Origin of the sequence: Streptomyces sp. NPDC057438, assembly GCF_042802995.1 — a bacterium.
Taxonomy (GTDB): Bacteria; Actinomycetota; Actinomycetes; order Streptomycetales; family Streptomycetaceae; genus Streptomyces.
This window is the reverse complement of the sequence record NZ_JBHVDD010000034.1, coordinates 14,011-35,315: the sequence shown is the minus strand read 5'-3', so window position 1 is coordinate 35,315 and position 21,305 is coordinate 14,011. Positions and strand designations below refer to the sequence as shown.

Sequence of the window (21,305 nt, the reverse complement as noted above, 5' to 3'; positions counted from 1 at the left end):
GGTTTCCGCGTCCCCGACCGGTCGTCCGGCACCCGCGCCGCCAGCCCCGCGTCCGGCTTCCGCGGCGCCGTGCCTGGCACCCGCACGCTCGGTCGTCCCCCGCCCGGCTGCGGCGCGCTCCCCGTCGGCGGCCCCGTTCTCGCGGTTCCGCTGCCCGCTCACGCGGCGCGGAGGAAGCGGAGTCGGCGTATCCGTTCTCCCAGCAGCGGCCGTTCGGCGTCCTTGTCCCCTTCCCCGCCGGCGGACCTCGCCGCCGTCCTGGATTCGTGTGCGGCCTCGCGACGGGCGCGGCGGGCCTCGCGTACCTGTCGGTGGTGCTCCGCCTCGCGGATCAGCTCGGCGGATCGGATCTGCTGGAGGTCGTACTCGAACATCTCGTACCCCTGGTGAAGAGTCGGTCTCGGCTCGCTTGCTGCGATGACTCCACCTTCGTCTCCCAGGCGGTGCGGCCACATCGGGAGAGTTCCGCATCTTGGACGCGAGAGGGGCCTTAGGTCCGTCGTAGGTATCCCTATGACGGACCTAAGGCCCCTCAGAAACGTCCTGCTGTGTGCCGCGGCGGCGTCAGGTGCTCGGCAGCGCCAGCAGCAGGTCGGAGTACTTCAGGGCGGCGAGCACCAGCCCGATGAAGCCGACCGAGACACCGGCCCAGGCCACCGACTTGATCCACGGTGCCTGCACCTGGTCGGGGTCCCCGAACGCGGGCCGCACCAGCACGGCGACGCCGACGATCAGTCCGAGCAGCGCGAACACACCGCCCCACAGCGCGGAGGCCTGCCAGGCGTCGCCGTAGACCGCTTGGAGCTGCGTGGCGACGGTGGCGTTCGACGCGGCCTGCATCTCCAGCTGGCCGGTGATCTCCTCGCGCGCGGAGGCGACCGTGCCGACCCAGCCGCCGGTCAGCGACACCAGGCCCAGCACCACGGACACGATGCCGGCGGCACCCTGCCCCACACCCGGCGCCGCCTTGGCGGCGGCCGGCGGGAACTCGTCGTCGAACTCTCCGGCCTCGTCGGAGCCGTCGGCCTCGACCGTGTCGCCGCTGTCCGTCGCGGCCGTGCGGTCCTGCTCCTTCGCCGCGTCGTCCTTGGTGACGTCGGCGGTCTTCACCGACGCGTCCTCGTTCGTGGCCTCGGCGCCCGTGTCGGCACCGGTCTCGTCAACTGTTGTGGTTCCCATACCTCGCACCGTACGAATGTTGTCTGAGAGGTTTCTTAATGATCGCTGTGAGCCTCGCGATCACGTGCCGCGCGCCATTCGGGCGCCAGGACGGACCATATCTCCACGTCGTGCCGGACACCCCGATGGGGATACCTCTCCCGCTGCACACCGTCCCTGACCATGCCGAGCCGCCGTGCGACGTTCAGGCTCGGCGTGTTGCCGGAGGACGCGATCCACTCGACGCGGTGGATCGCGCGGACGTCGACGGCCCAGTCGATGAGGACGCGCATCGCGCGGGTGACCAGCCCCCGTCCGGTGCCGGCCGGCTCCAGCCAGCAGCCGACCTCGCAGTTGGCGTTCTCCGCGTCGAAGTTGAGGAAGAGGACGCCGCCGAGCAGCGTGCCGTCGAGCCAGATGCCGTGCAGGGAGCCGGTGTCGGCGGCGCGCATGTCGGCGTACCGCTGCAGGACGGCGCGCGCGCCGTCGGTGTCCGTGGCGCTCTGGCCGAAGGGGACGTACGCGTTGATGAAGTCCCGCCCCCGCTCCAGGTGCGTGAGGAACTCCTCGGCGTGCCAGGGTTCCAGGGGCCGCAGTTCGGCCCCGTCGTCACCCAGGGATATCGCGTACATCCGGCTGCCGCTCCTTCGCACCTGCGTCCGTCGCGTCGGCGTCCCCCGCCAGTACGTCCGCCGCCTCGGCGTCCGTCGCGGCGGCCAGCCTCTCATGGGCGGCGCGGGATTCTGGCGGCTCGATGCTGATGCGGGGCATGCGCCGGTCGAGCCAGCGGGGCAGCCACCAGTTGGCGCCGCCGAGCAGGTGCATGAGGGCGGGGACGAGGAGGGTACGCAGGACGAAGGCGTCCAGGGCGACGGCGGCGGCGAGGGCGATGCCGAACATCGCGATCACCCGGTCGCCGCTGAGGACGAAGGCGAGGAAGACGGAGATCATGATGACCGCCGCGGAGTTGATCACCCGGCTGGTCTCGGCGAGGCCCACCCGGACCGCGCGCCGGTTGTCGCCGGTCTCCAGCCACTCCTCGTACATCCGGCTGACCAGGAAGACCTGGTAGTCCATGGAGAGCCCGAAGAGGACCGACACCATGATCACGGGGAGGAAGGGCTCGATCGGCCCGGCGCGGCCGAGGCCCAGCAGTTCGCTGCCCCAGCCCCACTGGAAGATCGCGACGACGACGCCGAACGCGGCGGCGACGGCGGCCACGTTCATCGCGGCGGCCTTGAGCGGTATCCCGATGGACCGGAAGGCGAGCAGGAGCAGCAGACAGCCGAGACCGATGACGACGCCCACGAACAGCGGCAGCTTGCCGACGATGACGTCCGCGAAGTCGTCGTACCCGGCGGTCACCCCGCCGACGTGCAGGTCGAGCGTGGTGCCGGTCTCGGCCCTCGGCAGCACCTCGTCGCGCAGCCGTTCGACGAGATCACTGGTCTTCTCAGACTGCGGGGAGGACTTCGGTGCGACGGTGAGGTACGCGGTGTCGCCGCCGGTGTTGTACGTCACCGGGGTCACCGACGAGACGCCCTCGGTCGCCCGGAGCGTGGTGTCGAGGTTGTCGAGCGCGAGCTTGTCGGCGGCGCCGTCGACCTTGGTGACGAGGGTGAGGGGGCCGTTCACGCCGGGTCCGAAGCCCTGGGCCAGGAGGTCGTAGGCCTGCCGGGTGGTCGTCGCCGCGGGGTCGTTGCCCTGGTCGGAGGTGCCGAGACGCAGTCCGAGCGTGGGCAGGGCGAGCAGGGTCATGACGACGAGGGCGATCGCGCCGAGCTTCTTGGGGTGCCGTTCGACGAAGGCGGACCAGCGGGCGGCGAAGCCGGTGGGCAGTTCGGGCTCGGGCCCGTGCTCGGCGAGGCGGCGGCGCTCGCGACGGCTCAGCGCGCGCATGCCGATGAACGACAGCAGGGCCGGCAGCAGCGTCACGGAGGCGGCGACGGTGAGGACCACGGTGAGCGAGGCGGCTATCGCCACGCCGTTGAGGAAGCCGAGCCGCAGGATCAGCATGCCGAGCAGGGCTATGCAGACCGTGGCACCGGCGAAGACGACGGCGCGCCCGGTGGTCGCGACCGCGTTCCGCGCCGCCTCCTCGACGGGCAGGCCCCGCTTCAGGCCCCGGCGGTGCCGGGTCACGATGAACAGCGCGTAGTCGATGCCGACGCCGAGGCCGATCAGGGTGCCCAGCATGGGCGCGAAGTCGGCGACCGTCATGGCGTGCCCGAGCAGGGTGATCCCCGCGTAGGCAGTGCCCACGCTGACCAGGGCCGTCGCGATCGGCAGCAGACTGGCGGCGAGCGAGCCGAACGCCAGGAAGAGGACGACGGCGGCGACGAGGACACCGACGATCTCCGCGAGATGCCCGCCGGACGACTCGGTGAGCCCGATCGAGGTGCCGCCCAGCTCCACCCGGAGCCCGCCGCTCTCGGCAGTCTTCGCCGTGTCGACGACGGCCTCGGCCTGCGCCTTGTCCACGTCCTCGGCCGGCTGGTCGAAGGTGATCGTGGCGTACGCCGTGCGGCCGTCCTCGCTGATCCGGCCGCCGTCGGCGCCGTCGTACGGGTCGGTGACGGCGGCGACGCCCGGCAGGCCGGCGATGTGGTCGAGGGTCCGGGTCATCGTCTGCTCGACGGCGGCGGCCCGTACGGACCCCTGCTCCGTGTGCCAGACGACGGTGGCGCTGTCCCCGCTGACGCCCGGGAATCCCTCGCTCAGCAGTTCGGTGGCGCGGCTGGACTCGGTTCCGGGTGTCTTGTAGTCGTTGGAGTACGCGGCTCCCGCCACGGCGGCTCCGGCGGCCGTGCCGGCGAAGGCGAGAAGCCACAGAAGGACGGCGACAAGACGGTGCCGGACACACCAGCGCGCGAGGGCTGCCACGGATTGTGCTCCTGGGGACGGGAGACATGAACAATTCCCGGCAACTCTTGCACCACAATGTGATCGTTTGGCCCCTTTGAGGGTCTCCTCACATGGGATGGGAGGCACCTCACAGGACAGACGCCGGCACTCTGTCACCCTGCGTCACGGCCGTGCGCACGGCCGAGGGCGGCCCATCGCCGTGATGTGCCGCCCTCGGGGATACGCGGTGGACCCGCCGTGCGTTCAGCCCTCGGTGACGCCCAGCTTCTCCAGGATCAGCTCCTTGACGCGGGCCGCGTCGGCCTGGCCGCGGGTGGCCTTCATGACCGCGCCGACCAGGGCACCGGCCGCGGCGACCTTGCCGGAGCGGATCTTGTCGGCGATGCCCGGGTTGCCGGCGATGGCCTCGTCGACGGCGGCACCCAGGGCGCCCTCGTCGGACACGACCTTCAGACCGCGCTTGTCGACGACCTCGTCCGGGGTGCCTTCGCCCGCGAGGACGCCCTCGATGACCTGCCGGGCCAGCTTGTCGTTCAGGTCGCCCTTGGTGACCAGCTCGGTGACCCGGGCGACCTGCTCCGGCGTGATGGCCAGCTCGTCCAGCGCGCTGCCGGACTCGTTGGCGCTGCGGGCCAGCTCGCCCATCCACCACTTGCGGGCGGAGGCGGCGTCGGCCCCGGCCTCGATGGTGGCGACGATGAGGTCCAGGGCACCGGCGTTGAGGATCGCCTGCATCTCGGTGCCCGAGATGCCCCACTCCGCCAGGAGCCGGTTACGGCGGACCAGCGGCAGCTCGGGCAGCGCGGCCCGGATCTCCTCGACCCACGCGCGTGAGGGGGCCACCGGAACGAGGTCCGGCTCGGGGAAGTACCGGTAGTCCTCGGCCTCCTCCTTCACACGGCCCGAGGTCGTGGACCCCGTGTCCTCGTGGAAGTGCCGGGTCTCCTGGATGATCGTCCCGCCGCCGTTCAGGACGGCGGCGTGCCGCTGGATCTCGAAGCGCGCGGCGCGTTGGACGCTGCGCAGCGAGTTCACGTTCTTGGTCTCGGAGCGCGTGCCGAACTTCTCACGGCCGTGCGGGCGCAGCGACAGGTTCACGTCGCAGCGCATCTGGCCCATCTCCATACGGGCTTCCGAGACGCCGAGCGCCTTGATGACCTCGCGCAGCTCACGGACGTACGCCTTGGCGACCTCGGGAGCGCGCTCGCCGGCGCCCTCGATCGGCTTGGTGACGATCTCGATGAGCGGGATGCCCGCACGGTTGTAGTCGAGCAGCGAGTGCGAGGCGCCGTGGATGCGGCCGGTGGCACCGCCGACGTGCGTCGACTTGCCGGTGTCCTCCTCCATGTGGGCGCGCTCGATCTCCACGCGGAAGGTCTCGCCGTCCTCCAGCTGTACGTCGAGGTAGCCGTTGAAGGCGATCGGCTCGTCGTACTGGGAGGTCTGGAAGTTCTTCGGCATGTCCGGATAGAAGTAGTTCTTCCGGGCGAAGCGGCACCACTCGGCGATCTCGCAGTTCAGCGCGAGACCGATCTTGATCGCCGACTCGACGCCGATCGCGTTGACGACCGGGAGCGCGCCGGGCAGGCCGAGGCAGACGGGACAGGTCTGCGTGTTGGCGTCCTGACCGAGTTCGGTCGAACAGCCGCAGAACATCTTGGTCTTGGTGCCGAGTTCGACATGGACCTCGAGGCCCATGACGGGGTCGTACGACGCCAGCGCGTCCTCGTACGACACCAGGTCGGTCGTGGTGGTCACGGTCTTACTTCCCTCTCAGCCCAGCAGGACGTCGTCGTCGCCCAGCCGCTTCAGTTCGCGGTAGAGGACGGCGAGGCCGGTGACGATGCCGATGGCGGCCACGGACGCGTCGATCAGCCGCAGCGTGTCCTGCTCGACGCGAGCCTTCCTGATCCGCTTGGCGATGCCCCACGCGCCGAAGGCGGTGGTGGCGATGGACACGTACGTACCGGACTTGGACTTCTGGAAATCCTTGGCCTTGGACAGTGTCTTGCTCACAGCGACGGAGCCTCCTCGAGAAGCGGGTGCCCCCACTTTTCCACGAAGGCGGCCTCGACGGCGGCGCCGACCTTGTAAAGACGGTCGTCCTTCAGCGCCGGGGCGATGATCTGCAGTCCGACCGGGAGCCCGTCCTCGGGCGCGAGGCCGCAGGGCAGGGACATCGCGGCGTTGCCCGCGAGGTTGGTCGGGATGGTGCAGAGGTCCGCCAGGTACATCGCCATCGGGTCGTCGGCGCGCTCGCCGATCGGGAAGGCGGTGGTGGGCGTGGTCGGCGAGACGATGACGTCGACCTGCTCGAACGACTTCTCGAAGTCCCGCGTGATGAGGGTACGGACCTTCTGGGCGCTGCCGTAGTACGCGTCGTAGTAACCGGAGCTGAGCGCGTACGTGCCGAGCATGATGCGGCGCTTCACCTCGGGGCCGAAGCCGGCCTCACGGGTGAGGGAGGTGACCGTCTCTGCGGAGTTCGTGCCGTCGTCGCCGGTCCGCAGGCCGTAGCGCAGCCCGTCGAAGCGGGCGAGGTTGCTCGAACACTCGCTCGGCGCGATCAGGTAGTACGCGGCCAGCGCCAGGTCGAACGACGGGCAGTCCAGCTCGACGATCTCGGCGCCCAGCTCCCTCAGCAGCTCGACGGACTCGTCGAACCGCTGGACGACGCCGGCCTGGTAGCCCTCGCCGCGGAACTGCTTGACGACACCCACGCGCATCCCGGCGACGCTGCCGTTGCGGGCGGCCTCGACGACCGGAGGGACCGGGGCGTCGATGGAGGTGGAGTCGAGCGGGTCGTGGCCGGCGATGACCTCGTGCAGCAGAGCCGCGTCCAGCACCGTACGGGCGCAGGGTCCGCCCTGGTCGAGGGAGGAGGAGAACGCCACCATGCCGTACCGCGACACGGCCCCGTACGTCGGCTTCACACCGACCGTGCCGGTGACGGCGGCCGGCTGACGGATGGAACCGCCGGTGTCGGTGCCGATGGCCAGCGGGGCCTGGTAAGAGGCGAGGGAGGCGGAGGAACCGCCGCCGGAGCCGCCGGGGATGCGGGTGAGGTCCCAGGGGTTGCCGGTGGGGCCGTACGCACTGTTCTCCGTGGACGACCCCATGGCGAACTCGTCCATGTTGGTCTTGCCGAGGATGACGACGTCGGCGTCCTTGAGGCGCTTGGTGAGCGTGGCGTCGTACGGCGGGATCCAGCCCTCCAGGATCTTCGAGCCCACGGTGGTCGGGATGCCGACCGTGGTGAAGATGTCCTTGAGCGCGAGCGGAACACCGGCGAGCGGGCCGAGCTTCTCGCCCCTGGCCTTCTTCTCGTCGACGGCACGGGCCTGGGCGAGGGCACCCTCGCGGTCGACGTGCAGGAAGGCGTGCACCTTCTCGTCGACGGCCTCGATCCGGGCCAGGTGGGCCTCGGTGACCTGCACGGCGGTGAGTTCACCGGCGGCGATCCTCGCGGCGATCTCGGCCGCGGTGAGCTTGATGATGCTGTCGGTCATGACGTGATCAGTCCTCCCCCAGGATCTGCGGCACCTTGAAACGCTGCTGCTCCTGGGCCGGGGCGGCGGCGAGCGCCTGCTCGGGGGTGAGCGAGGGACGGACCTCGTCCGCGCGCATGACGTTCGTCAGCGGCAGCGGGTGCGAGGTCGGTGGTACATCTTGGTCGGCGACCTCACTGACGCGGGCGACCGCGCCGATGATGTCGTCCAGCTGACCCGCGAAGTGTTCGAGCTCTTCGGGCTTCAGCTCCAGACGCGCCAGCCGGGCGAGGTGGGCGACCTCCTCGCGCGTAATGCCAGGCATGCAGCGATCCTCTGGGGTGAGTGTGTGTGGTTTGGCGCCAATCCTAGGGGGCGCGGGGCGCTTGCCGCGCCGCTGGGCCGGGGCGCCTCGTAGCGCGGGGGTACTTGTGCGTCGGCGAGTGCGGGTGAGTGGGGCGTCTCGCGCAGTTCGCCGCGCCCCTGAAAGACCAGGCCCTGCGGGCCTGAAAGACCACGGCCGTGCGGGCCTGAAAGACGACAGGGCTGCGGGACGAGAAGCACGGGGCGCAGCCCTGCTTTTCAGGGGCGCGGCGAACTGCGCGGGAAGGCCCACCGGAGCCACGCCCGCGGACGAAACCCGCGCCCCCGAGCTGTCAGACGCCGTCGCCCTCCACCGCCGCGGGCAACGCCGCGGCCGGCCGCTGCCACCCCCGGGACCCCCGCGCCCGCAGCCAGGCCGTGGCCTCCTCCGGCGGCATCGCCGCGGCGACCAGCCACCCCTGGACCGCGTCGCACCCCAGATCCCGCAGCCGCTCCCACGTCTCGTCGTCCTCGACGCCCTCCGCGACGACGAGCAGCCCCAGCGAATGCGCGAGATCGACCGTGCAGCGCACGATCTCCGCGTCCTCGTTGTCGATCGCCAGCCGGGCCACGAACGACCGGTCGATCTTCAGCTCGCTCACCGGCAGCCGCCGCAGATGCACCAGCGACGAATATCCCGTCCCGAAGTCGTCCAGCGACATCTTCACCCCGTGCCCGGTCAGCCCCGCGAGGGTGTCAGCGGCACGCTGGGGGTCCTCCAGCAGCACGTGTTCCGTTATCTCCAGCTGCAACGCCCCGGCGGGAACCCCGTGACGGGCGAGCCGCGCGGCCACCGCGCCGGCGAAACCGGGGGTGTGGACGTCACGCGGGGACACGTTCACCGCCACCGGTACGTGCAGCCCCTGCGCCCGCCACCGCGCCACCTGCCCCAGCGCGGTCTCCAGCACGTACTCCGTCAGGTGAGGCATCAGTCCGGAGGACTCGGCGATCGCTATGAACTCGTCCGGCGGCACCTTCCCCCGCTCGGGGTGCACCCACCGCACCAGCGCCTCCAGACCGGCGACCTGTCCGTCGAAGCGGACCTTGGGCTGGTAGTGCAGCTCGACCTCGTGCGCGTCGAGGGCGCGGCGCAGGTCGCCGAGCAGACCGAGCCGGTCCGGGGTGTTGGAGTCCCGCTTGGACTCGTAGACCTCGACGCCCGTACGGTCCCGCTTCGCCTGGTACATCGCCACGTCGGCCCGCCGCAGCAGCCCCTCCGCGTCGAGCGCGTGGTCGGGGAAGACGGCGAGCCCGGCACTGGCCTCCAGGACGAGGGTGAGGCCGTCGAGGTCGAGCGGTGAGCCGAGCGCGGCCACGAGGTTGCGGGCGACCCGCGACGCGGACGTCGTGGAGTCGGCGACGGGCAGCAGTACGGCGAACTCGTCGCCGCCGAGCCGGGCGGCCTCCGCTCCGCGCGGCAGGGCGGCCCGCAGCCGGTCCGCTATCTGCAACAGCAACCGGTCGCCCGCGAGATGCCCGAGCGTGTCGTTGACGGACCTGAAGCGGTCGAGGTCGATCAGCATCAACGCCGATCGCGCCCCGATGCGTTCGGCGTCGTCGAGGGCGGTCCAGGTCCGCTCCAGCAGCCACTGCCGGTTCGGCAGGCCGGTGAGCGGGTCGCGCAGCTGTTCCTCGGCGCGGGCGCGGGCTATCCACAGGGTGGAGTCGAGCGCGATGAGGGGGATGGCGAAAAGCGGCAGCAGCAGGGGCTTGGCCAGGGCGACGACGCAGACGAGGGGCGCGATGCCGAGCAGCGCGACGGCGACGAGCCCCTGTCTGACCAGGGCCGTCCGCGCGACGGTGGGCAGTCCGCCGCGCGGTGCGGCCAGATGCCAGAGCAGCAGGCGGCTGACCACGAGGTAGGCGACGGCGACCAGGGCCACCTGGGGCGCCGAGTAGAGGTTCCAGCTGTCCGGGTTCCAGGGACGCTCCACCGAGGGGACGCGGCCGAAGACCCGCAGGACGAGCGCGGCGGCGCCGATGCCGAGGATGTCGACCGCACCGTGCAGGACGCCCTGGCGCCAGCGGCCCCGGCGGGCGATGCCGACGAGGACCACGACGGTGAGGCTGACCATCCCGGCGGCCACCCAGCCGTACAGCAGCAGGACGGCGAGGGTGAGGGCGGCGCCGGAGCCGGTGCCGCCCCACCAGCGGGCACGGCCCATGGCGACGAGGTGGCCGACGATGATGCCGGTCAGGAGCGCGAGGGACCAGCCGACCGTACCGGCGGGGAAGAGCGCGTGCGACCCGACGAACGCCCGGTAGAAGCCGGCGCCGAGAATGGCACCGGCGAGGCCCACGATCACGGCGGGCAGCGCGGGCCAGGACAGGTGCCGGTCGGCGTCGTGGCCCGGCAGTCCGTGCCCGCGGCCCTCACCGAGCACGCCGGTGACGACGGGTGCCCCGCCCGTGCCGGCCGCGGTGCCGGAGGTGAGCTGGGCCGGACCGGGTACGAGGGGTCCGGGTGCGTTCGCGCCCGCACGCCCCGGCGGCCAGGCCGTACCGGTCCTGGACCCCGCCACCGTCCGCCCGGGAGCGTCCTCCCGGCTTCCCTCGAACGGGCGTCCTCCCATGAGCAGGAAGCGCCCCCGTCGCCAGACCCCGGACACCCGGCGCAGGCGCAGCCGTGAGTCCGAGGCGACGCTCTCGGTCGGTTCCATACCCGTCCCTCTCACAGCCGGCGGTGCCCACGCCACGCGGCCCGTTGCTCTCGACGACCTCAACGGCACCGCGTCCGGAAACCCGCCACGCGTCCGGGCACGGCAGGCGCACACCTCAACAGTAGGCCGCACAAGGCTTTCACGGGCAGCGGTCGACGTCGGTTGCCCGAATGCGACCGGCCACCCGTATGCATCTGGTATGCGCCGAACGGGTGGCCTTCAACCCCTACTCCTCGATCGGGAGCGCGACTTCCGCTGCCGCGTCCGGCCCCTGTTCGAGCAGGACGGCGAAGCCGTCCTCGTTCAGGACGGGCACCTTGAGCTGCATCGCCTTGTCGTGCTTGGAGCCCGGGTTCTCGCCCACCACGACGAACGAGGTCTTCTTCGACACCGAGCCGGTCACCTTCGCGCCCCGGCTCTGCAGCGCCTCCTTGGCCCCGTCGCGCGTGTGGTGTTCGAGTGTGCCGGTCACGACGACTGTCAGCCCTTCGAGGGGCCTGGGGCCCTCGTCCCCGCCGGCGCCCTTGTCCTCCAGGGGAACACCGGCCGCCTTCCACTTACGGATGATTTCGCGGTGCCATTCCTCGGCGAACCACTCCTCCAGGGCCTTCGCGACGATGGCGCCCACGCCGTCGACCGCCGTGAGTTCCTCCTGCGTGGCCTGCTCGATCCGGTCGATCGAGCGGAACTCGCGGGCCAGGGCCTGGGCGGCGACCGGTCCGACGTGGCGGATGGAGAGCCCGTTGAGGAAACGGGCGAGCGGACGGCTCTTGGCTTCCTCGATCTTCTGGAGCAGGGCGAGGGTGTTCTTCTTGGGTTCGCCCTTCTGGTTGGCGAAGACCGTGACGACCTTCGGCTCGCCCGTCTTCGGATCGTGCTTGGGCAGACCGCTGTCCGCGTCCAGGACGTACGCCTTGATGGGGAGCAGCTTCTCCACCGTGAGGTCGAAGAGGTCGCCCTCGTCGACCAGGGGCGGGTCGGCGGGCTCCAGCGGCCGGGTGAGGGCCGCGGCGGCGACACCGCCGAAGTGCTCGATGTCCAGGCACTCCCGGCCCGCGAGATACGACACGCGCTCTCTCAACTGGGCAGGGCAGCTACGGGCGTTGGGGCATCGCAGATCGATGTCGCCCTCTTTCATCGGGCGCAGCGGCGTCCCGCACTCCGGGCACTCGGACGGCATCACGAACGGGCGGGTCTCCCCCTCGACGCGCAGGTCGACGACCGGACCGAGGATCTCGGGGATGACGTCACCGGCCTTGCGGATGACGACCGTGTCCCCGATGAGGACGTTCTTGGCCTTGACGACCTCCTGGTTGTGCAGCGTGGCGAACTCGACCTCCGAGCCCGCCACGGTGACCGGCTCGACCTGGGCGTACGGCGTGACCCGGCCGGTGCGGCCGACGCCCACCTTGATGTCGATGAGCTTGGTGTTGACCTCTTCCGGCGCGTACTTGTACGCGATGGCCCAGCGGGGTGCGCGCGCCGTCGACCCGAGACGTCCCTGCAGCCGGATCTCGTCGAGCTTGACGACCGCGCCGTCGATCTCGTGCGCCACGGAGTGGCGGTGCTCGCCGTAGTGGGCGATGAACTCCCGTACGCCGTCGAGGTCGTCGACGACCCGGTTGTGCTCGGCGGTGGGCAGGCCCCAGGACCTGAGGAGGTCGTAGGCCTCGGAGAGGCGGGTGAAGCCGCCGTCGAATCCCTCCAGGGCGCCGATGCCGTGGACGACCATGTGCAGCGGCAGGGTGGCCGTGACCTTGGGGTCCTTCTGGCGCAGCGAACCCGACGCGGAGTTGCGGGGGTTGGCGTACGGCTTCTCACCGGCGGCCACGCGGCGCTCGTTGAGGCCCTGGAAGGCCTCCATCGGGAAGTAGACCTCGCCGCGGATCTCGACGAGCCGCGGGACGCGGTCGCCCTTCAGCCGGTGGGGGATCTCCGCGATCGTCCTGACGTTGGGGGTGATGTCCTCGCCGGTCCGCCCGGTGCCGCGGGTGGCGGCGCGGGTGAGTCTGCCGTCCTCGTAGGTGAGGTTCACCGCCAGGCCGTCGATCTTCAGCTCGCACAACAGGTGGTAGTCGGTGGTGCCGACGTCCCTGGCTACGCGCTCGGCCCAGGCGGCGAGCCCCTCGTCGTCGAAGACGTTGTCGAGGGAGAGCATGCGCTCGCGGTGCTCCACCTCGGCGAGGTCGGTCTCGTACTCGACGGCGACCTTCTGCGTCGGTGAGTCCGGGGTGCGCAGCTCGCCGTACTCGTCCTCCAACGCCTCCAGGGTGCGCAGGAGTTCGTCGAACTCCGCGTCGCTGACGACGGGGGCGTCCTTCACGTAGTACCGGAAGCGGTGCTCCTCGATCTGTTCGGCGAGCCGCGCGTGCTTCTCGCGTGCTTCGGCGGGCACCGCTGCCTCGGCGGGTACCGATGTGGGCTGTGCGTCCTTGTCGCCGGCCACCGTGTCGTCCTCCCGTTACTCTGGGTTGTCCGCGAGGGATCTCGCCGCCTTGACGCAGTGCGCGAGCGCCGTACGCGCGTACGCCGGGGAGACTCCCGCGAGCCCGCACGTCGGAGTGAGCGTGACCGCGTCCGCGAGAAGCCCCGGATGCAGTCCCAGCCTGCGCCACAGCGTCCTGACACCCATGACGCTACCGGCAGGGTCCGACAATGCCCCCTCCGTGGTCGGCACGACACCGGCCAGCAGCTTGGTTCCCCCCTCGGCCGCTTCGCCGATCGCGTCGTCGTCACGCTCGGTGAGCAGCGTGAAGTCGAAGGAGATCCCGGTGGCGCCTGCGCGGCGCAGGAGCGCGAACGGCACGTCGGGAGCGCACGAGTGCACGATCACCGTGCCCTGCGCGGCGTCGATGACGTTCCTCAGTGTCGCCTCGACGAGTTGACGGTCGACGGCGCGGTGCGTGCGGTAGCCGCTGGCGCTCCTTACCTGGCCGCGCAGCACGGCGATGAGGGAGGGCTCGTCGAGCTGGAGGACGAGCTGGGCTCCCGGGGCGCGCCGTCGGAGCTCCGCGAGGTGCTGGCGCAGACCCTCGGCGAGCGAGCCGGCGAGGTCGCGGCAGGCGCCGGGGTCGGAGAGGGCCACCTCGCCGTTCCTCAGTTCCAGGGCGGCGGCGAGTGTCCACGGACCGACGGCCTGGACCTTCAGCGGGCCCGTGTACTCCCGGGCGTACTCCTCCAGCGCGTCCAGGTCCTCGCCCAGCCACGAGCGGGCCCGCCGGGAGTCGCGGCCCGGGCGGTCGCCGAGCCGCCAGCCGCTGGGCTCCACGCGCGCGTACAGCTCGACCAGCATCCCGGCGGTTCTGCCGATCATGTCGGCGCCGGGGCCTCGGGCGGGGAGTTCGGGGAGGTGTGCCATACCTGTCTCCGGCCACTCGAAGGTGCCGGTGACGGTCTTGGCGGCTTCTCGGGCGTCCCCGCCGGGCATGGACCCTACGCCGGTGGCGGGCCCGAAACTGATGTCTTCGCTCACGCCCCGAAGCGTACGGCTCCGCTGGGGGCGCGTTGTCGGGTGCGGGTGCGCAGGGGCTGGTCGCGCAGTTCCCCGCGCCCTGAAAACCCAGGTCCTGCGGGCCGGGGAAGCAGGGGCCCAGCCTCTGCTTCCCAGCTCGCTCGGCAGGGTTCTCAGGCGCCCGGGCGGACCGTCAGGTCGTTCACCTCCGCGTCGCGGGGCAGGTCCAGCGCCATGAGGATCGTCGTGGCGACCGACTCGGGGGCGATCCAGCGGGACGGGTCGTACTCCTTGCCCTCCTGCTGGTGCACCTTCGCCTGCATGGGGCTGGCGGTGCGGCCGGGGTAGACCGTGGTCACCCGCACCCCGTTGCCGTGCTCCTCCCACCGCAGGGAGTCCGCCAGCGCCTTGAGCCCGTGCTTGGACGCGGCGTACGCCGACCAGTCCGCGTGCGCGTTGAGCCCCGCGCCGGAGTTGACGAAGATCACGTGCCCGCGGGCGGCCCGGAGTTGGGGCAGGAAGTGACGGGTCAGTTCGGCGGGGGCGACGAGATTGACGTTGAGCTGATGGCGCCAGGTCTTCGGCGTCAGCTCGCCGACCGGGCCGAGGTCGACCACGCCCGCGATGTGCAGCAGCGAGTCCACCCGGTCCGGCAGGCTCTGGTGGGAGAAGGCCCAGGAGATCTTGTCCGGGTCCGCCAGATCGCCGACCAGCGTCCTCGCCCCCGGGAACTGGGCGGCCAGTTCCTTCGCGCGTCCCGCGTCGCGCGCGTGCAGCACGAGGTCGTCCCCCCGTTCGTGCAGCCGTCGGGCGACGACCGCGCCGATGCCGGAACCCGCCCCGGTGATCACATGAGTAGCCATGCGGTCATGCTCGCATCACCGGAGCGGGACGGGAAACGTCTCAGGCGACGCCCCGGCTCTCCTCCAGGTACGCCAGCGCCCCGACCGGCTCCTCGGCGAAGAAGACCAGGTCGGTGAGCGGCCGGGGCAGGAAGCCCTCGTCCTCCATGCGCCGGAACTGCTCCTTCAGGCCGTCGTAGAAGCCCGCGGTGTTGAGCAGGACGACCGGCATCTCGGTGTGGCCGTGCTTCTTCAGCTCCAGGATCTCGGTCGCCTCGTCGAGGGTGCCGGTCCCGCCGACCATGACGACGACCGCGTCGGCCTTCTCCAGCAGCAGCCGCTTGCGCTCGCCGAGGTCCCGCGCGACCACCATCTCGTCCGTGTTCGGCCGCGCCTTGGCCGACAGGAACTCGACGGAGACGCCCAGCAGTCGGCCGCCCGCCTCCTGCACACCGTCGGCGACCACCTTCATCAGCCCGACGTCCGAGCCGCCCCACACCAGGGTGTGCCCGCCCTTGCCGATCAGCGTGGCGAACTCCTTCGCGGGGCGCGTGTAACGGTCGGCGAGGTCGGCGGCGGAGAGGAAGACGCAGATGTTCATGGGTCCACGTTAGGGGGCGGAACCGACATCGGGGTCCGCTCGTTCGTCGGCTTCCCCGGCGAGCGTCGCGCGGATCCTCGACTGCCGGTGCGGCAGATCCTCCCAGTCGTCCATCAGCCGGGCGGACAGGCCGTGTTGCCGCGCCAGGTCGACGAGCGTCTCGGTCCGGTAGTAGAAGTCCTCGTGCAGCACCTGGTGTTCCGCGCCCTCGGTGCGGCCGAAGGTGAAGTCGAAGTAGCCACCGGGGGCGAGGACGCGGCCGACGTGCGCGAGGCACTGCTCGATGACGTGCGGCGGCGAATGGGAGAACACGCTGTGCGCGTGGACGACGTCGAAGTGACCGGCGGGCAGGAAGGCGAACGTGAGGTCGGCGACGAGCGCGAGGTGCGGGAGTTTGGCCTGCAGGCCCTCGCGGGCGAGGGTGCGCTGGGCCTCCATGAGGATGGCCGGCGAGATGTCGATGCCGTAGTAGTTCCCGGCGTCCAGGTGGTCGATGAACAGGCGCCCGGCCCGCAGGTTCCCGCAGCCGATCTCCAGCATCCGGTGCCGGGGCTCCAGGCCGTGCCGTAGCAGGTAGTCGAACTGCATCCGGCCGACGCGTTCCCACTTCTCGACGGACGGGTTGTGCCCGACGGCCGCCTCGGGGCTGCGTGCCGTGTCGGCGGCCATGACGGCCCGGTAGTAGGAGATGTGGTCGCGGTGCTTGAGCTGCAGCCAGGTGTCCCGCGCCACCCGCCGGGCGTGCGCGGGCATGCGCCTGGGGTGGCGCAGGGCGTACCGCATCCGGTGACCGAGACTCCGACGGTTCCTCGCCGCGTCCCGGAGCGGATCACGGTACGGATCGCGGGACGGGTCCCGAGGCACGTCCCGTGACGGATCGCGAGGCGCGTCTCGTGACGGACTCAGGTGCAGCGACGGGTCCGGGGACGGGTCCCGGGAAGGGTCCTGGGACGGGTTTCCCGCCTGTCCTGCCGGATCTGTGGCTGTCATGGCGACCTCCTTCGTCCCCCTACGGCCCGCCGGGGGCCCCTTGGACGAGCTCGAAGCTCACCAAGCAGCCTGCGCCGCGTACGCGGGGACGGCTACCCGAGGAGGGACGATCGTGGCCGTGGGCCTGGCCCCAGTGCCTGTCTAGGCGACACCCGCCCGCACGCGCGTGGTGGAGGCGATCGTCGCGGAGCCCACCACGCGCGTGCCGTCGTACAGCACGATCGCCTGACCGGGGGCCACCCCGCGGACGGGCTCCGTGAAGGACACCTCCAGGGTGCCGTCGACCAGCTCGGCGCGGACCTCGGTCTCGCCGCCGTGGGCGCGGAGCTGGGCGGTGTAGGTACCGGGGCCCGTGGGGGCCGCGCCGCACCAGCGGGGGCGGATCGCGGTCAGTCCCTCGACGTCGAGGGAGGACGCCGGGCCGACCGTCACCGTGTTGTTCACCGGGGAGATGTCGAGGACGTAGCGCGGCTTGCCGTCGGGGGCGGGCGTGCCGATGCGCAGGCCCTTGCGCTGGCCGATGGTGTAGCCGTACGCGCCCTCGTGGGTGCCCAGGACGGTGCCGGACTCGTCGACGATGTCGCCCTCGGAGCGGCCCAGTCGGTTCGCGAGGAAGCCCTGGGTGTCGCCGTCGGCGATGAAGCAGATGTCGTGGGAGTCGGGCTTCTTGGCGACGGCGAGCCCCCTGCGCTCGGCTTCGGCGCGGATCTCGTCCTTCGTCGTCACGGTGTCGCCGAGGGGGAACATGGCGTGGGCGAGCTGCCGGTCGTCGAGCACGCCGAGGACGTACGACTGGTCCTTGGCCATGTCGGAGGCGCGGTGCAGCTCCCGGGTGCCGTCCTCGCGCACGAGCACCTGGGCGTAGTGGCCGGTACAGACGGCGTCGAAGCCCAGGGCGAGGGCCTTGTCGAGCAGGGCCGCGAACTTGATCTTCTCGTTGCAGCGCAGGCAGGGGTTCGGGGTGCGTCCGGCCTCGTACTCGGCGACGAAGTCCTCGACGACGTCCTCGCGGAAGCGCTCGGCGAGGTCCCACACGTAGAAGGGGATGCCGATGACGTCGGCGGCGCGGCGGGCGTCCCGGGAGTCCTCGATCGTGCAGCAGCCGCGCGCGCCGGTCCGGAACGACTGCGGGTTGGCGGACAGCGCCAGGTGGACGCCCGTCACGTCGTGCCCGGCTTCCGCGGCGCGGGCGGCGGCCACGGCGGAGTCGACCCCGCCGGACATGGCGGCGAGGACACGGAGGGGGCGGGGGCGCTGCGAGATCTCAGTCATAACCCTTCCAGGGTACGGGGCGCCGGGAACCGGAGCCCGCGCATATCCGTTGACGGTCTCGTGGGAACGAGAAGGGCTTCGAAGAGCGGATCCGGGGGCGGCGGTGCGAGCGCCTCCGGCGGCGGGGACACGGGCCGACGCGTCGGGCGCCGGGCGCTGCTCATCGGCACGGCCGTGGCCGCGGTCGGTACGGCCGTGGTGGCGAAGGACGAGCTGACGCGCGCGTGGTGGCGGGTGCCCGGGGTCACGAAGCCGCGCAAGGAGGGCGAGGTCGACTACGCGGGCGCGAAGTGGATCGAGGCCTCGGACGCGAACTGGCGGCTGGCGGACCGGCCGGACGACTTCGGCATAGACATGGTGATCATCCATGTCACCCAGGGCAGTTTCGCCAGCGCGGTCAAGGTCTTCCGGGACCCGGCGCACGGCGCGGCCGCGCACTACATCGTCCGCAAGGACGGCCGCGTCACCCAGATGATCCGCGAGCTGGACGTCGCCTACCACGCGGGCAACCGCGACTACAACGAGCGCAGTGTCGGCATCGAGCACGAGGGCTTCGTGGAGAAGCCCGAGGACTTCACCGCCGAGATGTACGAGGCCTCGGCGCGGCTGACGGCCCGGATCTGCGCGCGGTACGACATCCCTCTCGACCGTGAGCACATCCTCGGCCATGTCGAGGTCCCGGGGACGGACCACACCGACCCCGGCGAGGGCTGGGACTGGGACCGCTACATGAAACTGGTCCGCGCGGCGGCGGCCGCCGGGGCGTCGACGTCCGCCTGACGCGACAGCCGCTGCTCAGCTCAGGCCCGCGTTGCGGGCGCGTTCCACCACCGGCCCGATGGCCTTGGCGACCGCCTCGACGTCCGCCTCGGTGGAGGTGTGGCCGAGGGAGAAGCGGAGGGTGCCACGGGCGAGCTCGGGGTCGGTGCCGGTGGCGAGGAGGACGTGGCTCGGCTGGGCGACACCGGCGGTGCAGGCGGAGCCCGTGGAGCACTCGATGCCCTGGGCGTCGAGGAGGAGCAGCAGGGAGTCGCCCTCACAGCCCGGGAAGGTGAAATGCGCGTTGGCCGGGAGGCGTCCTCCCGGGGCCGGGTCGCCGCCCAGGATCGCGTCCGGCACCGCCGTACGGACCGCCTCGGCCAGGGCGTCGCGCAGGGCGCCGATCTCCCGGGCGAACCACTCCTGCTGCTCGGCGGCGAGCCGTCCGGCGACCGCGAAGGAGGCGACGGCCGGGACGTCGAGGGTGCCGGAGCGGACGTGGCGCTCCTGGCCCCCGCCGTGCAGGACGGGTACGGGGCTGTACTCGCGGCCCAGCAGCAGAGCGCCGATGCCGTACGGGCCGCCGATCTTGTGGCCGGAGACGGTCATGGCGGCGAGGCCGGAGGCGCCGAAGTCGACCGGGATCTGACCGAAGGCCTGGACCGCGTCGGCGTGCAGCGGGACGCCGAACTCCTGGGCCACGTCGGCGAGTTCGCGGACCGGCTGGATGGTGCCGATCTCGTTGTTGGCCCACATGACGGTGGCGAGGGCGAGGTCGTCGGGGTTGCGGGCGATGGCCTCGCGCAGGGCGTCCGGGTGGACCCTGCCGTACGTGTCGACCGGGAGGTACTCGACGGTGGCGCCCTCGTGTTCGCCGAGCCAGTGGACGGCGTCGAGGACCGCGTGGTGCTCGACGGGGCTGGCGAGGACGCGGGTGCGGGCCGGGTCGGTGGCGCGGCGGGACCAGTACAGGCCCTTCACGGCGAGATTGTCGGCCTCGGTTCCGCCGGAGGTGAGGACCACCTCGCTCGGCCGGGCTCCGAGGGCTTCGGCGAGGATCTCGCGGGCCTCCTCGACGGTGCGCCGCGCTCGGCGGCCGGAGGCGTGCAGCGAGGAGGCGTTGCCGGTGACGCTCAGCTGAGCGGTCAGGGCCTCTGCCGCCTCGGGGAGCATCGGGGTGGTCGCCGCGTGGTCGAGGTAAGCCATGGTGAGCCGATTCTACGGGGCCCCGTGCGGGCGGCCTCGGGGTGCTCTCGGACCCGGGCCGGCACGGCACTCGGCCCCGTGTCAGAAGCTCCAGGAGATGGTGTCCGTGCTCTGCATCAGCGCGGCCAGGACCACCAGGTCGGCGACCCCCAGCCCGAGGCCCAGGAAGGCCCGGCCCCGTCGCGTCGTGCCGCGCTTCAGGGCGACGGCCGCCAGGACGATGGCGATGGGGCCGAGGAAGAGGTTGAGGACGAGCAGGCCCAGGAGGCCGAGGACGAAGGAGGCGACGGCCATGCCGTCGGCGTCCCGGCCCCCGGTACGGGTGGGGGCGGTGGTCGTACCGGTCTGCTGACGTGCGGCGGTGAGCTGCATGGTCGGTCTGCTCCCTACTGCGGGCTCTCGGGGGACGGTCGTTCGGCGGGGAACGGCGAGTCGGTGGCGAACGGACGGTCGGCGGTGCGGGGTCAGTCGGTGGTGCGGCTCCGGCGGGCGTGGCGCTCGCGGTAGGCGAAGACCGCCAGCCAGAGGGCGATACCGGCCGCCAGGGCGGACGAGACGGCCATCGGCACATGGGCGACGGTGCCGAGGACGACACCCAGCAGCAGTAGTGCGGCGACCAGGAACAACATGGCGGACCCGCCTCTCGTTTCGGTTCGTCGGTTCGGTCGGTGCGGTGACGACTGGGTGAACGATTGTGGTTACAACTGTTCACTGACTGCCAAGTCTAGCGCGTCACCCGGCTTTGCATTTACGGAGAACAGTTGTTAACTGCATGGCATGAGTCACACCCTCGGCATCCGGCAGGTCCAGAAGCAGAGGACCCGGCAGGCGCTCATGGACGCCGCGCTCGGTCTGCTGGAGGAGCAGAGCCTCAGCAGCCTCGGACTGCGCGAGGTCACCCGGGCCGTGGGCGTCGCCCCCACCGCGTTCTACCGGCACTTCCGGTCGACCGCGGACCTCGGTGTCGCACTGGTCGAGGAGGTGCTCGGAAGTCTGCACCCGGTGCTCGGGGATCTGATGTCGGCGGTGGGCGACAGCGACGAACTCATCGAGCGTGCCGTCGACCTGATCGCCCGCCATGTGGACGCGTACCCCGCACACGTCAGGTTCATCGCGCGCGAACGGCACGGCGGCGTCCAGCCGGTACGGGACGCCATCCAGGACCAACTGGCCCGGTTCGCCGAGGAGGTGGGCGGCGAACTGGCCAAACGGCCGGAGACCGGCGGGTGGACCGACGACGACCGGCTCATGCTGGCGGGGCTGTACGTCGATCAGATGCTGGTGACCGCCTCCCTGTTCCTGGCGGTTCTGGACGCCCCGACGGAGGAACGCGTCCGGGCGACCCGGCTGGCGAGCCGCCGCATGCGGCTGATCAGCATCGGCTGCCGTCACTGGCTGGACTGAACCGCCGAGGCCACCGCAGCCCCCACCATCGCCGGGACCGCCGTTCTGCCCGCCCCCGCCGGGGCCGCCGCTCGGCGCATCGGAAGGCCGGTCCGAGGGAGCGCCCTCCGAGGGAGCACCCGAGGGGGTTGCCGGACGGGGCCTGACCGTTCGCGGCGGGCCGGCCGGAGGGGGCACCCGAGGGGGCACCGGACGGAGCACCCGACGGGGCCTGGCGGCTCTGCCCGCCCGAGGAGCCGTTGCCCG

The 21,305-nt window shown here is 71.5% G+C and carries 20 protein-coding genes; 2 read left to right on the top strand and 18 right to left on the bottom strand.

Translation table 11 applies throughout. The features are described 5' to 3' along the window. Positions 1–158 precede the first annotated feature (158 nt). The 15 genes from ACFU5F_RS20285 to mnmA all read right to left on the bottom strand — a co-directional run bounded on the left by ACFU5F_RS20285 (position 159) and on the right by mnmA (position 17,690). Positions 159–374: a hypothetical protein gene (locus tag ACFU5F_RS20285; protein ID WP_383888953.1), complete on the bottom strand. Its 216-nt coding sequence runs from the start codon at positions 372–374 to the stop codon at positions 159–161. Positions 375–564: 190 nt separating this feature from the next. Further along, positions 565–1,179, bottom strand: coding sequence for a hypothetical protein (locus ACFU5F_RS20280; RefSeq protein WP_383888951.1), 615 nt, complete (start codon positions 1,177–1,179; stop codon positions 565–567). Between the two features lie 35 nt (positions 1,180–1,214). Beyond that, positions 1,215–1,790 carry a GNAT family N-acetyltransferase gene (locus tag ACFU5F_RS20275; RefSeq protein ID WP_383888948.1) on the bottom strand — a complete coding sequence of 192 codons (576 nt, stop codon included), beginning with the start codon at positions 1,788–1,790 and terminating at the stop codon, positions 1,215–1,217. Then, a complete protein-coding gene (locus ACFU5F_RS20270; RefSeq protein ID WP_383888946.1) occupies positions 1,768–4,041 on the bottom strand; it encodes an MMPL family transporter in 2,274 nt (757 codons plus the stop codon). Before ACFU5F_RS20270 ends, ACFU5F_RS20275 begins: the two co-directional genes overlap by 23 nt. A gap of 225 nt (positions 4,042–4,266) precedes the next feature. Then, positions 4,267–5,781 carry an Asp-tRNA(Asn)/Glu-tRNA(Gln) amidotransferase subunit GatB gene (gene gatB / locus ACFU5F_RS20265; RefSeq protein WP_383888943.1) on the bottom strand — a complete coding sequence of 505 codons (1,515 nt, stop codon included), beginning with the start codon at positions 5,779–5,781 and terminating at the stop codon, positions 4,267–4,269. 15 nt (positions 5,782–5,796) lie between these two features. Then, positions 5,797–6,039 (bottom strand): hypothetical protein, encoded by a 243-nt coding sequence (locus ACFU5F_RS20260; protein ID WP_383888940.1) that lies wholly within the window; start codon positions 6,037–6,039, stop codon positions 5,797–5,799. Continuing rightward, the gene (gene gatA, locus ACFU5F_RS20255; RefSeq protein WP_383888938.1) at positions 6,036–7,532 is read right to left on the bottom strand and encodes an Asp-tRNA(Asn)/Glu-tRNA(Gln) amidotransferase subunit GatA; all 1,497 of its coding nucleotides are present in this window, start codon (positions 7,530–7,532) and stop codon (positions 6,036–6,038) included. The genes ACFU5F_RS20260 and gatA overlap by 4 nt, the downstream gene beginning before the upstream one ends. 7 nt (positions 7,533–7,539) lie before the next feature. Next, entirely contained in the window at positions 7,540–7,836 is a 297-nt protein-coding gene (gatC, locus tag ACFU5F_RS20250) for an Asp-tRNA(Asn)/Glu-tRNA(Gln) amidotransferase subunit GatC (protein ID WP_013000507.1), read from the bottom strand. Positions 7,837–8,167: 331 nt separating this feature from the next. Next, positions 8,168–10,534, bottom strand: coding sequence for an EAL domain-containing protein (locus ACFU5F_RS20245; protein ID WP_383888936.1), 2,367 nt, complete (start codon positions 10,532–10,534; stop codon positions 8,168–8,170). A gap of 226 nt (positions 10,535–10,760) precedes the next feature. After that, a complete protein-coding gene (gene ligA, locus ACFU5F_RS20240) occupies positions 10,761–12,980 on the bottom strand; it encodes an NAD-dependent DNA ligase LigA (RefSeq protein ID WP_383888933.1) in 2,220 nt (739 codons plus the stop codon). Positions 12,981–12,995: 15 nt separating this feature from the next. After that, complete coding sequence (locus ACFU5F_RS20235) at positions 12,996–14,006, bottom strand: methionine synthase (protein WP_383888931.1); 1,011 nt, start codon at positions 14,004–14,006, stop codon at positions 12,996–12,998. 152 nt (positions 14,007–14,158) lie between these two features. Continuing rightward, entirely contained in the window at positions 14,159–14,848 is a 690-nt protein-coding gene (locus ACFU5F_RS20230) for an SDR family oxidoreductase (RefSeq protein WP_383888928.1), read from the bottom strand. A 40-nt stretch (positions 14,849–14,888) separates the two neighbouring features. Then, on the bottom strand, positions 14,889–15,428 hold the full coding sequence (locus ACFU5F_RS20225) for a TIGR00730 family Rossman fold protein (protein ID WP_383888925.1): 540 nt from the start codon (positions 15,426–15,428) through the stop codon (positions 14,889–14,891). A 9-nt stretch (positions 15,429–15,437) separates the two neighbouring features. Next, positions 15,438–16,211: a class I SAM-dependent methyltransferase gene (locus tag ACFU5F_RS20220; protein ID WP_383888922.1), complete on the bottom strand. Its 774-nt coding sequence runs from the start codon at positions 16,209–16,211 to the stop codon at positions 15,438–15,440. A 348-nt stretch (positions 16,212–16,559) separates the two neighbouring features. Further along, positions 16,560–17,690: a tRNA 2-thiouridine(34) synthase MnmA gene (gene mnmA, locus ACFU5F_RS20215; protein WP_383888917.1), complete on the bottom strand. Its 1,131-nt coding sequence runs from the start codon at positions 17,688–17,690 to the stop codon at positions 16,560–16,562. Between the two features lie 60 nt (positions 17,691–17,750). Between mnmA and ACFU5F_RS20210 the strand changes: the two genes are divergently transcribed. Continuing rightward, complete coding sequence (locus ACFU5F_RS20210) at positions 17,751–18,470, top strand: N-acetylmuramoyl-L-alanine amidase (RefSeq protein WP_383888914.1); 720 nt, start codon at positions 17,751–17,753, stop codon at positions 18,468–18,470. Positions 18,471–18,485: 15 nt separating this feature from the next. On the opposite strand, the gene ACFU5F_RS20205 is transcribed toward ACFU5F_RS20210, so the two are convergent. The 3 genes from ACFU5F_RS20205 to ACFU5F_RS20195 all read right to left on the bottom strand — a co-directional run bounded on the left by ACFU5F_RS20205 (position 18,486) and on the right by ACFU5F_RS20195 (position 20,284). Continuing rightward, the gene (locus ACFU5F_RS20205) at positions 18,486–19,655 is read right to left on the bottom strand and encodes a cysteine desulfurase family protein (RefSeq protein ID WP_383888911.1); all 1,170 of its coding nucleotides are present in this window, start codon (positions 19,653–19,655) and stop codon (positions 18,486–18,488) included. Positions 19,656–19,736: 81 nt separating this feature from the next. After that, the gene (locus ACFU5F_RS20200) at positions 19,737–20,027 is read right to left on the bottom strand and encodes a DUF4190 domain-containing protein (RefSeq protein ID WP_383888909.1); all 291 of its coding nucleotides are present in this window, start codon (positions 20,025–20,027) and stop codon (positions 19,737–19,739) included. A 92-nt stretch (positions 20,028–20,119) separates the two neighbouring features. After that, entirely contained in the window at positions 20,120–20,284 is a 165-nt protein-coding gene (locus ACFU5F_RS20195; protein WP_013000518.1) for a hypothetical protein, read from the bottom strand. 148 nt (positions 20,285–20,432) lie between these two features. On the opposite strand from ACFU5F_RS20195, the gene ACFU5F_RS20190 reads away from it, so the two are divergent. Next, positions 20,433–21,059 (top strand): TetR family transcriptional regulator, encoded by a 627-nt coding sequence (locus ACFU5F_RS20190; protein ID WP_383888906.1) that lies wholly within the window; start codon positions 20,433–20,435, stop codon positions 21,057–21,059. The last annotated feature ends 246 nt before the right edge of the window (positions 21,060–21,305 follow it).